Below are 15,088 nucleotides of genomic sequence, written 5' to 3'. Positions count from 1 at the left end.
AAGACTGAAGCAGTTTCGCAATCGGCGGCCCCGTTGACCATGCCCCTGAGCGGCTTTTGTGCATTCTGGGCGAGGGTCTACCGCCGCGACCCCAACCGGGCTAGGCCCGGGGCGGCGTTGTTGCGCCGCAGGAACGCGCTGGCCGGGACGGGCGGCGCGTGGCGGCTGGTGCGCCTGCGGGTTCTGCGACGGGCAGATCCGCTACCGGTGAAACGGGGTGCCGCCCGCCGATCCGCGCCGGCAGGGTGGAGAGCATGAGACTGCTGGTGCTGGGTGGAACGGGTTTCGTGGGCGGGGCGACGGTCACCGAGGCGGCGCGGCTGGTCGGTGACGGTGTTCAACCGGTGCCTGCACGGCTCGGTGCCCCCGGGCGTACACCGGTTGCGGGGTGACCGCACCGCGCCGGGCGGTCTGGCGGCACTGGCTCGCCCGGTCAGCGTTCCCGGACCACGGCGACCGGGCAGTTGGCGTGCTGGATGAGCTGCTGGCTGACCGAGCCGAGCAGCATCCCGGCCAGCCCGCCGCGGCCCCGGCTGCCGACCACCACCAGCCGCGCGTCGCGGCTGGCCTCGATCAGCATCGCCGCCGGGCTGGTCGGAACCAGGTCGACCGCCACGGCCAGGTCCGGGTACGTCCGCCGCCACGGCTCCAGTGCCTGCTCCACCGCGGCGCGCTCGTCCGGAGCGCCGGCCGCGGCGCCGGGGCCCGGTGTCCAGGCGTGCAGCACGCGCAGCGGCATGTGGCGCTGCGCCGCCCGTTCGGCCGCGAAGCCGAGTGCCACCAGCGACGGCCCCGAGCCGTCCACCCCGACGGCCACCCGGCCGGTCGACGCGTCGGTCGGAGCGCTGCCGGCCCCGTCCCGGACCACCACGACCGGGCAGTGCGCGTGCGCGGCGACCGATATCGCCGTCGACCCGGCCAGCAGACCACCGAAGCCACCGTGACCTCGGCTGCCGAGCACCAGCATGCCCGCCTCGGCTGAGCGTTCCTGCAACACCAGGGCGGGCGGCCCGTCGTACACCTCGCCGGTGACCCGCAGGCTGGGGTTCGCGGTGGCGGCGTCGGCCGCAGCCTTGCGCACCAGCTCCTCGACCTGCCGGCGGGCGGCGTCGTCCGGCCAGACCCCGGGCGCCACACCCGGGCCGACCCAGCTGGCCACGGTCAGCCACTCGAAGACGTACGCCAGGCGCACCGGTTGGCCGCTGTGCCGCGCCTCCTCCAGCGCCCAGTCGAGGGCCACCGAGGCGTCGGTGGAGCCGTCGTAGCCGACCAGGATCTCCGCGTCGCGCACGTCGTTCTCCTTCAGGGGTTGGTCGGGTCGGTTTCGCGGACCCAGCGCCACTCGGCGACCTGCGGGTCGTCCTCGCCGTACTGGCGGGTGTAGTCGCGGGCCGCCTGCCGGGCGTCGACCATCCGTTGGCGCAGGTGCGCGGCCCGGGCGGCCAGCCCGGGCACCCGGTCGATGACGTCGATCACCAGGTGGAAGCGGTCCAGGTCGTTGAGCATCACCATGTCGAACGGGGTGGTGGTGGTGCCCTCCTCCTTGTAACCGCGTACGTGCAGGTTCTCGTGGTTCGTCCGGCGGTAGGTGAGTCGGTGGATCAGCCACGGGTAGCCGTGGTACGCGAAGATGATCGGTCGGTCCTTGGTGAAGATGGTGTCGAACTCGTTGTCCGTCAGGCCGTGCGGGTGCTCGGTGTCCGGCTGGAGTCGCATCAGGTCGACGACGTTGACCAGTCGCACCTTCAGCTCCGGGAGGTGCTGGCGCAGCAACCCGGTGGCGGCCAACGTCTCCAGGGTGGGCACGTCCCCGCAGCAGGCGAGCACCACGTCCGGCTCGCTGCCCTCGTCGTTGCTGGCCCAGTCCCAGATTCCCAGGCCGCGGCGGGTGTGCTGGATCGCCTCGGTCATCGTCAGCCAGTTCGGGGCGGCCTGCTTACCGGCCACCACCACGTTGATGTAGTGCCGGCTGCGCAGGCAGTGGTCCATCGTGGCCAGCAGGGTGTTGGCGTCCGGCGGCAGGTAGACCCGTACGACCTCGGCCTTCTTGTTGACCACGTGGTCGATGAAGCCCGGGTCCTGGTGTGAGAAGCCGTTGTGGTCCTGACGCCAGACGTGGCTGGACAGCAGGTAGTTCAGCGAGGCGATCGGCTGCCGCCAGGGGATGGCCCGGGTCACCTTCAGCCACTTGGCGTGCTGGTTGAGCATCGAGTCGACGATGTGGATGAACGCCTCGTAGCTGGTGAACACGCCGTGCCGGCCGGTCAGGAGATAACCCTCCAGCCAGCCCTGGCACAGGTGCTCGGAGAGCACCTCCATGACCCGGCCGTCGGGCGAGAGGTGGTCGTCGCCGGGGACGGTGGCGGCCACCCACACCCGGCCGGTCACCTCGAACGCGGCGCCCAACCGGTTTGAGGCGACCTCGTCCGGGCCGAACAGCCGGAACGTCTGCGGGTTGGCGCTGATGACGTCGCGGATCCACGGACCGAGCACCCCGGTCGCTCCGGCCATCGGCTGGCCCGGTTCGGGGACCTCCACGGCGTAGTCGCGGAAGTCGGGCAGGGCCAGGTCGCGCAGCACCAGGCCGCCGTTGGTGACCGGGTTGGCGCTCATCCGCCGGTCACCGTCCGGCGGCAACGCCCGCAGCTCGTCGACCGGCGCGCCGGTCGCGTCGAACAGCTCCTCCGGCCGGTAGCTGCGCAGCCACCGCTCCAGCTCGGCCAGGTGCGCGGGGTTGTCGCGTACGCCGGACAGCGGCACCTGGTGGGCGCGGTAGGTGCCCTCGACCTGGGTGCCGTCGACCTCGCGGGGGCCGGTCCAGCCCTTGGGCGTCCGCAGAATGATCATCGGCCAGCGGGGTCGTTCGACCACGCCCCCGGAGCGGGCCCGCTGCTGGATCCCGGCGATCTCGTCGAGCGCGCGGTCCATCGTCGCGGCGAGGGTGCGGTGCACCTGGGCGGGGTCGTCGCCGGCCACCACGTACGGCTGGTAGCCCGACCCGCGCATCAGGTCGAGCAGGTCGGCCTCGGGGATCCGGGACAGCACGGTCGGGTTGGCGATCTTGTAGCCGTTGAGGTGCAGGATGGGCAGCACGGCACCGTCGCGCGCCGGGTTGAGGAACACGTCGGAGAGCCAACTGCCGGCCAGTGGCCCGGTCTCCGCCTCACCGTCGCCGATCACGCAGGCCACCACCAGGTCCGGGTTGTCGAACGCCGCGCCGTAGGCGTGGCTCAACGCGTACCCCAGCTCGCCGCCCTCGTGGATCGAGCCCGGCACGTCCGCCGCGACGTGGCTGGGGATGCCGCCCGGAAAGGAGAACTGGCGGAAGAGCCGGGACATCCCGGCCTCGTCGCGCGCCACGTCGTGGTAGCGCTCCGACCAGGTGCCCTCCAGCCAGGTGTTGGCCACGATGGCCGGGCCGCCGTGCCCGGGGCCGGTGACCAGCATCGCGTTGAGGTCTCGCGCCACGATCACGCGGTTGAGGTGGGCGTAGATCAGATTGAGCCCGGGGCTGGTGCCCCAGTGCCCGAGCAGCCGGGGCTTGATGTCGTCGGGGGTCAGCGGCGCCCGCAGCAGCGGGTTGTCCAGCAGGTAGATCTGCCCGACGGTGAGGTAGTTCGCGGCGCGCCAGTAGGCGTCCAGCCGGCGCAACTCGTCGTCGGTGAGGGCGCGGTGCACGTCGAGACGGGTGTCCATCATGCTGCCTCTCGCGGGTCGGATGGGCGTCGCCGGTGGTCAGGGCCGTTTCTCCCGGGCCGGGCGGGCAACACGCTCGGTGAGCGGCATCTCGGCCAGGCCACGGACGACGACCACCGGGGCGGGGGAGTGGTAGAGCAGGGACTGGGCGACCGCCCCCAGCATGGCCCGGGCCGGCTCGTCGCCACGGGCGGCGACGAGCGCCACCTGTGCCGAGCGGGACATGTCGATCAGCACCTCGGCGGGGTCGCCCCGGACGACGCGACACTCGGTGGGCACCGAGCTGTGGCGGCCGGTGTGCCGGGCCATCGCCTCGCTGAGCTGCTCGGCGACCGCGTCGGTGTCCTCGTCGTACTCCACCACCCGCAGCGCCAGCAGTCGGGCGTCTCTGCGGGCCGCGCACTCCACGGCCCACTGGAGGGCGAGGTGCGAGCTGGGTGAGCCGTCCACGCCGACCAGCACCGGGCCCTGCGGCGGCGGCTCACGGCGTACCACCAGCAGGGGGCAGCCGGCCCGGGCGGCCAACTGCACGGCAGGGGTTTCGGCCGGGATGCACTGGCCGCTGCCGGCCATCCCACTGTCGCCGACGGCCAGCAGGAAGGCTGTCTCCGACCGGCGGATGAGGGTGGGCAGCAGGGCGCTCTCGACGATCTCGCTGCCCACGGTCAGCCCGGGCTCGGCCTGGTGGGCGAGGTGGGCGGCCCGGGTGATCAGATCTTCGGCCTGGTCGCGGGGTGCGGCGACGGTGTCCGCGGCGAAGGCCGCCTGCCAGTCGAAGATGTGCAGCAGGTTCAGCGGCCGGCCGTGCCCGGCGGCCTCCTGCGCGGCTTGTGCGACGACCGGGAGGTCGAGAGTCGACCCGAGGCCGACCAGCACCGCCGCGTCGGCGGGTACGGCCATCCGATATCACCTCCCGGGCGTCGCGCCCGGCACGACCACGCTGTCCCTGACCGAGGGTAGTCGGGTGAGCACGACGGCGGGCCGGATCGGCTGGCCGCTGTCCCTTCGGCGTCGTCAACCGGGGTTGACATTCATGGCGCTGTCAACGTATGTTGACGGCATGAGTCAGGCGACAGAACTCGCGGCGGCAGCCGGCAGCACCGACCCCCGGGTCGGGCTGCGCGCCGTCCGCGCGCTGCGCCGGCTGCTCGAGCGGCTCGAGGTGGTCCAGGTGGACAACGCCCGTCGACAGGGCTGGTCCTGGCAGGAGATCGCCGACGCGCTCGAGGTCAGCCGGCAGGCCGTGCACAAGAAGCACGCCGGGCGACCGGCGGTCAACTCATCCTGGGAGGCGTGATGTTCGAACGGTTCACCGACCGGGCGCGCGACGTGGTGCGACGGGCGCTGGAGGAGGCACGGGTCGAGGGCCAACGGCCGGTCGGCACCGAGCACCTGCTGCTCGCCCTGCTCGCCGACGACGCGAGCCTGGCCAGCCGGGTGCTCGCCGACGCCGGTGTGCGCGCCGACGACCTGCGCGAGCGCGTCCGCCGGCACACCGCCACCGGTGGCGCGGGTCTCGGCGACGCGGACGCAGCGGCCCTGCGGGAGATCGGCATCGACCTGGCGGCGATCGTGGCCCGCATCGAGCAGTCCTTCGGCCCGGACGCGCTGCGCGAGGCCGTGCCGGCACCGCGCCGCCGCTGGGGGCGCAAGCGCTACCTCGGGGGCCCGTTCTCGCCCCGCTCGAAGAAGGCGCTGGAGCTGTCGCTGCGGGAAGCCCTGCGCCTGCGCCACCGCCATATCGGCACCGAGCACATCCTGCTCGGGATGCTCCGGGAGGGCAACGGGCTGGGCGCTCTGGTGCTCACCGAATCCGGCATCGACCTCGATGATCTTCGCCGCCGGGTGGAGGTCGCGCTCCGGGCGGCGGCCTGACGGTCGCGGTCGGGTTGAAACCTGTCTGTGGCACTTCCGACGGCGCCCGGTCACCGGGTCGCTGAAGCCGCCCCGGTGCTGCACACTGGCGCGGTGAATGCTGGAGACGACAGGCGGCCCTCAGGCGGCGACGGTGGGCTGCGCTCCGCCGTGGTGGTCAACCCGGTGAAGGTCGACGATCTCGACGAGCTGCGCCGCACCGTCGACGACGCCCTGAGCGCGGCTGGTTGGCCGGCGCCGCAGTGGTACGAGACGACCGTCGACGACCCCGGCCGGGGGCAGACCGAGCAGGCCGTCAAGGCCGGCGTCGACCTGGTCTTCGCCTGCGGCGGCGACGGCACCGTGATGTCGTGCGTCAGTGCGCTGGTCGGCACCGACGTGGCCCTCGCGGTGCTGCCGCAGGGCACCGGCAACCTGCTGGCCGCCAACCTCGGCCTCTCCACCGACCTGGCCGCCGGGTTGCAGGTCGCCGTCGAGCGGGGCCGACGACTGCTCGACGTCGGCGCGGTCGAGGACAAATACTTCACCGTCATGGCCGGCATGGGCTTCGACGCCCAGATGCTCGAAGCCACCAACGAGACCACCAAGGCCCGCATCGGCTGGCCCGCGTACGTGGTGGGCGCCGCGCGCCACCTGCGGGACCGGCCGATGCGGGTGCAGATCCGCATCGACGACCGCCCGCCGGTGCGCCGCCGCGCACGCTCGGTCCTGATCGCCAACGTGGGCCGGCTCCAGGGTGGGGTCACGCTGCTGACCGAGGCCGAGCCGGACGACGGCTGGCTCGACGTCGCGGTGCTCACCCCGCGCAGCCTGCGGCACTGGCTCGCGCTCGGCTGGGCGGTCGTCCGCCGCAGCGGCCAGGTGCCCCGGATGGAGGTGTTCCGCGGTCGGACCGTGGTGGTCACCAGCAACCGGGCCCAACCTCGCGAGCTGGACGGCGACCTCATCTCCCCGGGGCGGCAGCTCCGGGCGGAGGTCCGGCCCGAGGCGCTCTGGCTCTGCGTCCCGCAGCCCGAGGACGCCCCCGACCTGGCCGTCGACGCGCAGGGCGCCGGGGAGCGGGGCGAGCAGCTGATCGAGGAAGCGCGCCGTGAGTAGCACCCGGATCGTGCCGGAGACCCGGCTGATGGCCGACGAGGAGCTGTCCGCCGACGACGCCTGGCACACGCTGCGCCGGCAGGGCGGCTGGCACCTGCTGCGCGACGCCTTCATCCGGTTCCGTTACGGCGACGGGTTCAGTCACTCCCGCGCCTTCGCGCTGCAACTCTGCCTCGCCGTGGTGCCGTTCCTCATCGCCCTCACCGGGCTGATCAGCGAGCTGGGGGTCGAGGAGGGCGGCCAGGTGGTCGCCGACACCGTCCTGGCGCTCACCCCGGGGCAGAGCTCGCAGATGGTCGCCGAGCTGCTCGGCGAGGGCGAACGCGTCGAGGACGCCGGGGAGCTGGCACTCACCCTCGGTCTGCTCACCGGCCTGTTCGCGCTGACCACCACGATGGCCCAGATCGAGCGGGGCGCCAACCGCATCTACGGTGTCGAACGGGACCGCCCGGCGCTGCGGAAATACCTGCGCGCCGCCGTGCTGGCCGTCACCGCGGGCCTGCCCGCGCTCGCCGGCTTCCTGATCCTGGTCGGCGGCGGCGCGATCGGCGACTCCGTCCGCGAACACTACGAGTGGGGCGAACTCGCCCACGGCATCTGGGACGTGGTCCGCTTCCCGCTCAGCCTCGGGCTGACCGTCCTCGCCGTCGCCGTGCTGTTCCGGCACGCCCCGCGTCGCAACCAGCCCGGCCTGTCCTGGCTGTTCTTCGGCGCCGGCATCGCCACCGCCCTGTGGTGGCTGGCCAGTCTCCTGCTGGCCGCGTACGTGCGGTTCAGTGACGGTTTCGGGCAGACCTACGGCGCGTTGACCGGCATGATGGCGCTGTTGCTCTGGGCCAACCTGACCGGGATGGCGCTCTTCGGCGGGCTGTCCTTCGCCGCCCAACTGGAGGCGCTGCGCATCGGTGCCCGGGAGCCCGCCCAACCGGACCTGTGGGAGCCCGACAGCGACCGGGCCGAGCTGCTCGACACCGGGGACATGACCGCCCTCTAGCGGCCCGGCGTGTACGCGCGACGCGGATCGGGTAAAGCGCCTCGCCAGACAACAAGGGAGGTGCGGGGTGACCGCGCTCAAAGAGGTGGCTCGGCGTCCGATCGGTCATTTCGCCGAACGGAGCATCGCCGGCCTGGCGGCCGTCACCGGCGCCGGGGTGGCCTTCGGGCTGCTGTTGATGCTGGTCCGGGTGCGGTGGAGTCCCCTACAGGACGCCGACCACGCTGTCGCCGAATGGTTCAACGGGCTCGTCGCCCCGCACCACGCGCTCGTCACCGTCCTCCAGGCGGTGACCGACCTGGGCGGCCGACCGATCCTCATCTGGTTGGTCACCATCGCCGTCGTCGGGCTGCTGATCCGGCGTCAGCCCCGCCTCGCCGTCTACCTGATCATCACCGGGGTCGGTGGCCTGATCCTCGACCCGTCGCTGAAGACGTTGGTCGGCCGGCTCCGCCCGGTCGTGGACGTGCCGATCGCCAGCGCCCCGGGCAACAGCTTCCCCAGCGGGCACGCGCTCGGCTCGTTCGTCGCGTACGGGGCTCTGCTGCTGGTGTTCCTGCCGGCGATGGCGCCGCGCTGGCGCAAGCCGGTGATCGTCGGGGTCGGCGTGCTGGTGGCGCTGATCGGCCTGACCCGGATCGCGCTGGGCGTGCACTTCATCTCCGACGTGCTGGCCGGCTGGCTGCTCGGTGCCGCCTGGCTGGGCGTCACCGCGTACGCCTTCCAGCTGTGGCGGCGCGAGCGCGGGCGACCGGTGCCGCCGCTGAGCGAGGGCCTGGAGCCGGAGGCGGGGCACGACATCGCCCCCGCCCCGGCCGAGGAGCACGTGCTGGCCCACCCCCGCTCGGCGGTGGCCGAGCTGCTGGTCGGCTGGGTGCTCGTGTTCGGCGCGTTGTACGGCTTCGGCACGTACGTCAGCTACCACGCCAAGGGCACCTTCTTCGACACCCTCGACACCGACGTGCCGCGCTGGTTCGCCGAGCGGCACACCGACGTGCTGACCGAGGTGAGCTGGTGGTGGAGCAAGTTCGGTGACACCCACGCGATCCTGCTGATCTCGCTGGTGTTCTGCCCGCTGGTGCTGGCGGTGTGGCGGCGCTGGCGGCCGGTGCTGTTCGTGGCGCTGGCGATGGTGGGTGAGCTGACCCTGTTCCTCGCGTCGGCGCGGGCCGTGGACCGGCCCCGGCCGGCGGTGGAGAACCTCGACGGGCAGATGCCCACCTCGTCGTTCCCGTCCGGGCACATCGCGGCGACGATCTGCGTCTGGCTGGCGATCACCGTCATCGTGTTCCCGCGTACCGACCGCTGGTGGCGTTGGGTCTTCGTGGCGCTGGCCGTGATCATGCCGGTCGGCGTGGCCACCTCCCGGATGTACCGGGGGATGCACCACCCCACCGACTTCATGGGCGCGATCCTGCTCTCCGCGCTCTGGATCGGGCTGCTCTACCTCGTGATCCGCCCCAACGCCGACCTGAAGGAAGGCAACCAGCCGGCCATCGAGTCGGAGCAGGTGGACACCCTCGACGACGAGCTGGCCCGCGCCGGCCGAGCCGACTGAGCGCCCGCCGTGCTGCGGGTGATGACCTGGAACATCCGCACCGGCGGTCGAGATCGTGGCGGCCCCGGCCGGCTGGATCAGGTGGTCCAGGTCGTCAACGAGCAGGCACCGGACGTGCTGGCCCTCCAGGAGCTGCGCGGGTTCGACCGGGACGGGCTGATGAGCACTGTGGCGGGCCGGGTGGGCATGACACCCCACCTGGCCCGGTCCTGCCTCGGGCAGCCGGTGGCGGTGCTGGTCCGGCCGCCGTACCGGGTCGTCGACGCGGGGACGCTGCGCCGGCCGTTCCACCACGGCGCGGCCCGCGTCGTGGTGGGCACCTCTGCCGGCCCGTTCACCGTGTTCGGCACCCACCTCTACCCGTACTCGGGGGGACGACGGCGGATGGAGGTCGACTGGCTGGTCGCCGCGCTGCGGCGTACCCCGGGGCCGCTGGCGCTGGTCGCCGGTGACCTCAACTCGCTCGACCCGACGGTCGACCACACCGCTCGGCTGGCCGGCATGCCGAGCCTCTACCGGCGACGGCACCTGCGCCGGGGCGGCGGCGCCGTGGACACCCGGGCGATCGCCCGGCTACTCGCCGCCGACCTGGTCGACCTGTGGCCGTCGTGCAACGTCGGAGCACCGGAGGCCGACGGCCACACCGTTCCGACCCGCTTCGGCGGGGCCGAGTTCGCCGGGATGCGGCTGGACTACCTGCTCGGCACCCGGGCGGTGGCGCAGCGGGTGGGGGAGTGCCGGGTGATCCGGGGCGGGACGGCGGACACCGCCTCGGACCACTATCCGCTGCTGACCACGCTCGACCTCGGCCCGGCCGCAACCGACACCTGAACCATGGCGCGGGCCGGTTACCGTGCCCACCGTGACCGATCGTCTGCCCACCCGCCCGCCGTTGCCCGGGCCCCCGAGCGGACACCGTGGCGCACCGACGGCGGCGCGTCCGTCGAGCGCGGACACGGCAGAGCAGGCCGCCGTCGCGTTCCCGCTCGTCGCGGCCGTCGCGCGGGGTGTGGCGTTGGTCGTGGTGCTGCCGGTACGCCTGCTGTGGGAGCTGATCGCGGCTGCCGGCGGGCTCGTGTACCGAAGCCTGCTCAGCCCCGCCGGCCGGTTCCTGCACCGGTGGCTGCTGTCCCCGTTGGCCTGGGCGCTGCACCGACTCCTCTGGCTCCCGCTCGTCTGGTGCGCCCGCAACCTCGTCTGGCTCCCGTTGCGCTGGGCGGCACGAAACCTCGTCTGGCTCCCGTTGCGCTGGGCAGCCCAGAATCTCGTCTGGCTCCCGCTGGTGTGGCTGGGGCGGGGTGTCGCTTGGGTGGCCCGCACCCTGATCTGGCGACCGCTGGTGTGGCTGGCGTACGGCGTCGCCCGGGTTGTCCGCACGCTGGTCTGGCCGCCGCTGGTCTGGCTCGCCGAACGCCTCGTCCTGCGGCCGCTGCGCTGGCTCGGCGCGGCGCTCACCCCCGCCGGTCGGCTGCTGCGACGTGGCGTCGGCGTGCTCGTCGGGGCGGCGCGCGCCGCGCTCGTCGGCGTGGCCCGGGGGATCTGGTGGGTCGTCGCGGGGTTCGGCCGGCTGGTCGTCGCCGCGGTTGTGGGCGCGTGGTGGGCGGCCGGATGGGTGCTGCGGCAGTTGTACCGCCTGCTGCTGCGCCCGCTCGGGCACGGGCTGCGTTGGGTGTGGCGGCACACCGTGCTCCCGCTGCTGCGGGGCATCCGGTGGGTCTGGTCGGTGACGGTCGTCCCGGTGGCGCACGGACTCCAGGTGGCCTGGCGTGCCACCGTCGTGCCGATGGCCCGGTGGACCCGCCGTGCGGTGCTAGACCCGGCCCGGTTGGCCTCCCGGGAGGTGCTCAGCGCCCTGGGCCTACGCCGCTGACCGCCGAGGCGTCGAGGCACGGGCGACCGGGCGTGGGGCCGGGGCGTGGACGCCTCAGAGCACCAGGTTGAGCAGGACGGTGAGCACCACCGAGGCGAGGATCGAGAAGAGAATCATCAGGAGGCAGCCGACGCCACCGCCGAGCGGGCGGATCTCCGTGTTGCCGAAGCGCATGAGGGTCACCTGTCCAGGAGTGCGGGATGAGGGGCGAGCAGGCGGCGGCACGCGTCCGCCACCTGCGTCGGAGCGGTCGTGACCACGTTGTGCGCGGCGCCGGGGACGACCACAAGGTCGGCGTCCGGCACCAGGCGGGCCGCCTCGTCCCGCCACGGCGCCGGCACCACCGGGTCACGCTCACCGGCCACGACGAGGGTCGGCGCGGTGACGCGGACGAGGTCTGTCTCGATCGCGTTGTGCACCGAGTGCGTCAGCGTCGCGTAGACCCGCCAGGGTCGGGCGTTCCAGACGTCGCGGGCCAGGATCGGCGCCTGCAACGGCGCTTCGCGCAGGCAGTCGACCAGCCACCGGCCGACCTGGGCCGTACGGGACCGGGCGGACGGGTCACTGGTGGGCCCGGCCAACACCAGAGCGCGTACCGCGTCCGGGTGGTTCGCGGCGAGCGCGGCGGCCACCTCCGCGCCGAACGAGTGACCGAGCAGGCAGACCGGCGGCAACCGGTACGCGGCCAGCCAGGCGGCCAGGTGCTCGGCGTGCGCGGACACGTCGTACGCGCCCCGGGGGTGCTCGCTCAGCCCGAAGCCGGGCAGGTCCGGCACGTACACCGGGTGGGTGGGGGCGAGCGCGACGGCCAGCGCGGTGAGGTACCGGTGCGAGACCGCCAGGCCGTGCACCAGCACCACGGGCGGCGCCCCGGTGCCCGGGTCGGCGCCGCGCCTGGTGTGGGTGCGCAGCCCGTCGACGAGCCGCCACTCGCTGGTCAGCCCAGCGGCCGACCGGGGCGCCGCCAGGGCGAGCCGCAGCTCGGCCGGCCCGAATCGGCCGGCGGGCGTGTGGAGGGTCCACCCCGCCGACCGTCGGGTCGCGTCAGGTTTCACAGCTCGCGCAACCGGGGCAGCAGTTGCTCCTGCGCCCAGTCCAGGAACATCGGTTGGGTCTCCCCACCGACCTGGATGATCGCCACGTGGGTGAAGCCCGCGTCGACGAACTTGCGGAACGCCTCCACGTGCGCGTCCACGTCCGGGCCGCAGGGGACGCCCTCGGCGACGTCCTCCTCCCGCACGAACTGGGTGGCGGCGGCGAAGGACTCCGGCCCGGGCAGGTCGGCGTTGACCTTCCAACCCATCCCGAACCAGCGGAACTGGTCGTGCACGATCTTGCGACACTCCGCCTCGTCGGGGCCGTAGCAGATGGCCACCTGCCCGTAGCGGGGCTGGCCGGCGCCCCCGGCGTCGTCGTACATCTCGATGATGTGCCGGTCGGGTTCGGTGGAGATGATGCCGTTGGCGTACTCGGCGGCCAGCGTCGCGGACTGTCGACCGGACGCGGCGACGGCCATCGGCACCGGCTGCTCCGGCCGGTCCCAGATGTAGGCGTCGGGCACGTCGAAGTGGTTGCCGGAGAAGGTCAGCGTCTCGCCGTTGAGCAACGGCCGGATGATCTGCAACGCCTCCTCGAACATCTCGTGCCGTTGCTGCACGTGCGGCCACCCGCCGACCACGTGTTCGTTGAGGTTCTCGCCGGCACCGAGGCCGAGGGTGAACCGGCCGTCGGAGAGCGCCCCGATCGTGCTGGCCTTCTGTGCGACGACGGCCGGGTGGTAGCGGCGGATCGGGCAGGTGACGAAGGACATCAACTGCGCGCGGGTGGTGGCGTGGGCGACCGCGCCGAGCACCGACCAGGCGTACGGGGAGTGGCCCTGCGAGTCCAGCCACGGGTAGTAGTGGTCGGACATCACGAGCTGGTCGAAGCCGGCGGCCTCGGCCCGTACGGCGTGGTCCACCAGTTGCCTGGGACCGGCCTGCTCGCCCATCAGGGTGTAGCCGACGCTGACCATCCTTTATCCCCTCTCACCGACGGATCGTTCCCCGGATACCCAGGTCGGCAGCGGTCAACCCTCCCGTCCGGTTCGCGCCCGGTGCTGCTTGACGGATCGGGGTCTCCTGCCTACCGTCGCTCTTAACCGGTTAAGAGCCGGCTGTGGCGCACATCCTGTGGTGGGGATGATCGCCCCGCGACGGCCCGCGCTCGCGTGGGCCGTTGCGGCTGTCCGGGTCTCGGACCTGTCAACTGAACCGGTTGCGATGGTCAAGCCATCGTCCTACGCTGATGCGTGCGCGCCGGGAGCCGGGCGCGGCTGCCGGGCTGCAGCCGCCTTCCCCTGTCACGTCCCACCCCTGTCGGGCATCGGGGGTCCTCCCTGAGGAAGGCCATGAAGACTCGACTCTCCGCCGTCGCGGCGGCCCTGCTCGCGTTGCTCGTCGCCGTGCTGGCGTTCGGCCAGCCGGCGCACGCCGCGGCTGGTTTCTCCGTCGCGAACGGCAGGTTGTACGACGCCAACGGCACCGAATTCGTCATGCGAGGCGTCAACCACGCCCACACCTGGTACCCGCAGCAGACCAGCTCGTTCGCCGACGTCAAGGCGCTCGGCGCGAACACCGTGCGGGTGGTGCTCTCCAGCGGTGACCGGTGGACCCGCAACACCAACGCCGACGTCGCGAACGTCATCTCCCTCTGCAAGGCCAACCGGCTGATCTGCGTGCTGGAGGTGCACGACACGACCGGGTACGGCGAGCAGAGCGGCGCGATCACCCTGGCCCGCGCGGTCGACTACTGGCTCGGTCTCGCCGACGTGCTCGCCGGCCAGGAAAGATACGTCATCGTCAACATCGGCAACGAGCCGTACGGCAACCAGAACTACGGCTCCTGGGCCACCGACAACGCCGACGCGATCAAGCGCCTGCGGGCCGGCGGGCTGACCCACACCATCATGGTGGACGCGCCGAACTGGGGACAGGACTGGTCGTTCACCATGCGGGACAACGCCGCGTCGGTCTTCGCGGCGGACCCGGCCCGCAACACCGTCTTCTCCGTCCACATGTACGGGGTGTTCGACACCGCCGCGGAGATCAGCGACTACCTGGGCCGTTTCCGCTCGGCGGGGCTGCCCATCGTGGTCGGTGAGTTCGGGTTCAACCACTCCGACGGCGACCCGGACGAGGACACCATCCTCGCCTACAGCCAGGCGAACGGTATCGGCTGGCTGGGTTGGTCGTGGAGTGGCAACGGCGGTGGGGTGGAGTATCTCGACCTGGCCACCTCGTTCAACCCGGCGAACCTGAGCACCTGGGGTCAGCGCCTCTTCGACGGGGCCAACGGCATCCGGCAGACCGCCCGGGAGGCGAGCGTCTTCGGCGGCACTCCGCCGCCGACCACCCCGCCGCCCACGACGCCTCCGCCCACCACCCCGCCACCCACCACGCCTCCGCCCGCCGGTGGTTGCACGGCGACCTACACGGTGACCGGCCAGTGGCAGGGCGGCTTCCAGGGTGAGGTGCGGGTGACCGCCGGCGCCACCCCGGTCACGGGCTGGACCACCCGGTGGACGTTCGCCAACGGGCAGAGCGTCAGCCAGACCTGGAACGCGACGCTGACCAGCAGCGGCGCCACGGTGACCGCCCGAAACGTGGACTACAACGGCCGGCTGGCCGCCGGTGCCAGCACCACCTTCGGCTTCATCGGTGGCTGGACCGGCAGCAACGCCCGACCGGAGGTGACCTGCACGACCAGCTGACCAGGCACCAGCATCGGTGGCCGGGCCCCGCGCGGGCCCGGCCACCCTGCCTGCCGAAGTCGGTGTACGCATAGCCCATCATGGATGGGGTTCGCAAGATGTTCCGTTGTGGGATTCTCCACATTCATCGGGGACAGTGGGTTGAGTGATTGATCCCTAAGGTGAGCCTGCGGTTGCTTTCCGGTAACCGCTCAGCCCGCAGGGGCCACGGGGGTCCTTCATGTACGACTGTGCACAGTCGTGCCC

At 72.5% G+C, this 15,088-nt stretch carries 13 protein-coding genes and 1 pseudogene; 9 read left to right on the top strand and 5 right to left on the bottom strand.

Annotated elements, in window-relative coordinates:
* Window positions 1–254 precede the first annotated feature (254 nt).
* Window positions 255–423 (top strand): annotated as a pseudogene (locus LADH09A_RS04825) (reductase); the annotation flags it as partial.
* Window positions 424–433: 10 nt separating this feature from the next.
* On the opposite strand, the gene LADH09A_RS04820 reads toward LADH09A_RS04825, so the two are convergent.
* From LADH09A_RS04820 to LADH09A_RS04810, 3 genes are read right to left on the bottom strand one after another with little or no spacing between them, the layout of a single operon-like run.
* Window positions 434–1,291, bottom strand: coding sequence for a universal stress protein (locus LADH09A_RS04820; protein ID WP_238643508.1), 858 nt, complete (start codon window positions 1,289–1,291; stop codon window positions 434–436).
* 11 nt (window positions 1,292–1,302) lie between these two features.
* Window positions 1,303–3,696 carry a phosphoketolase family protein gene (locus LADH09A_RS04815; RefSeq protein WP_238643524.1) on the bottom strand — a complete coding sequence of 798 codons (2,394 nt, stop codon included), beginning with the start codon at window positions 3,694–3,696 and terminating at the stop codon, window positions 1,303–1,305.
* Window positions 3,697–3,735: 39 nt separating this feature from the next.
* The gene (locus LADH09A_RS04810) at window positions 3,736–4,596 is read right to left on the bottom strand and encodes a universal stress protein (protein WP_238643507.1); all 861 of its coding nucleotides are present in this window, start codon (window positions 4,594–4,596) and stop codon (window positions 3,736–3,738) included.
* A 160-nt stretch (window positions 4,597–4,756) separates the two neighbouring features.
* On the opposite strand from LADH09A_RS04810, the gene LADH09A_RS04805 reads away from it, so the two are divergent.
* The 7 genes from LADH09A_RS04805 (at window position 4,757) to LADH09A_RS04775 (ending at window position 11,091) form a co-directional block, all read left to right on the top strand.
* Window positions 4,757–4,993, top strand: a complete 237-nt coding sequence (locus LADH09A_RS04805; protein ID WP_007457155.1) for an HTH domain-containing protein — start codon at window positions 4,757–4,759, stop codon at window positions 4,991–4,993.
* On the top strand, window positions 4,993–5,571 hold the full coding sequence (locus LADH09A_RS04800) for a Clp protease N-terminal domain-containing protein (protein WP_238643523.1): 579 nt from the start codon (window positions 4,993–4,995) through the stop codon (window positions 5,569–5,571). Before LADH09A_RS04805 ends, LADH09A_RS04800 begins: the two co-directional genes overlap by 1 nt.
* A 93-nt stretch (window positions 5,572–5,664) precedes the next feature.
* Window positions 5,665–6,669, top strand: a complete 1,005-nt coding sequence (locus LADH09A_RS04795) for a diacylglycerol/lipid kinase family protein (protein WP_238643506.1) — start codon at window positions 5,665–5,667, stop codon at window positions 6,667–6,669.
* Window positions 6,662–7,663 carry a YihY/virulence factor BrkB family protein gene (locus tag LADH09A_RS04790; RefSeq protein ID WP_238643505.1) on the top strand — a complete coding sequence of 334 codons (1,002 nt, stop codon included), beginning with the start codon at window positions 6,662–6,664 and terminating at the stop codon, window positions 7,661–7,663. The genes LADH09A_RS04795 and LADH09A_RS04790 overlap by 8 nt, the downstream gene beginning before the upstream one ends.
* 67 nt (window positions 7,664–7,730) lie before the next feature.
* Window positions 7,731–9,221, top strand: a complete 1,491-nt coding sequence (locus tag LADH09A_RS04785) for a phosphatase PAP2 family protein (RefSeq protein WP_238643504.1) — start codon at window positions 7,731–7,733, stop codon at window positions 9,219–9,221.
* A gap of 9 nt (window positions 9,222–9,230) precedes the next feature.
* Complete coding sequence (locus LADH09A_RS04780) at window positions 9,231–10,052, top strand: endonuclease/exonuclease/phosphatase family protein (RefSeq protein WP_238643503.1); 822 nt, start codon at window positions 9,231–9,233, stop codon at window positions 10,050–10,052.
* 31 nt (window positions 10,053–10,083) lie between these two features.
* A complete protein-coding gene (locus tag LADH09A_RS04775; RefSeq protein ID WP_238643502.1) occupies window positions 10,084–11,091 on the top strand; it encodes a hypothetical protein in 1,008 nt (335 codons plus the stop codon).
* 179 nt (window positions 11,092–11,270) lie between these two features.
* On the opposite strand, the gene LADH09A_RS04770 is transcribed toward LADH09A_RS04775, so the two are convergent.
* Together LADH09A_RS04770 and LADH09A_RS04765 are read right to left on the bottom strand one after the other, a co-directional pair.
* Complete coding sequence (locus LADH09A_RS04770) at window positions 11,271–12,146, bottom strand: alpha/beta fold hydrolase (RefSeq protein ID WP_238643501.1); 876 nt, start codon at window positions 12,144–12,146, stop codon at window positions 11,271–11,273.
* Window positions 12,143–13,105 (bottom strand): TIGR03557 family F420-dependent LLM class oxidoreductase, encoded by a 963-nt coding sequence (locus LADH09A_RS04765; RefSeq protein ID WP_238643500.1) that lies wholly within the window; start codon window positions 13,103–13,105, stop codon window positions 12,143–12,145. The genes LADH09A_RS04770 and LADH09A_RS04765 overlap by 4 nt, the downstream gene beginning before the upstream one ends.
* Before the next feature lie 375 nt (window positions 13,106–13,480).
* Between LADH09A_RS04765 and LADH09A_RS04760 the strand changes: the two genes are divergently transcribed.
* Window positions 13,481–14,842: a cellulase family glycosylhydrolase gene (locus tag LADH09A_RS04760; RefSeq protein WP_238643499.1), complete on the top strand. Its 1,362-nt coding sequence runs from the start codon at window positions 13,481–13,483 to the stop codon at window positions 14,840–14,842.
* Window positions 14,843–15,088: the final 246 nt, after the last annotated feature.

It is taken from the genome of Micromonospora cabrerizensis (genome assembly GCF_022230955.1).
In the GTDB taxonomy this organism is placed as follows: Bacteria; Actinomycetota; Actinomycetes; order Mycobacteriales; family Micromonosporaceae; genus Micromonospora; species Micromonospora cabrerizensis.
The sequence above is the reverse complement of the archived record's forward strand: the minus strand, read 5'-3'. Positions and strand labels throughout refer to the sequence as shown.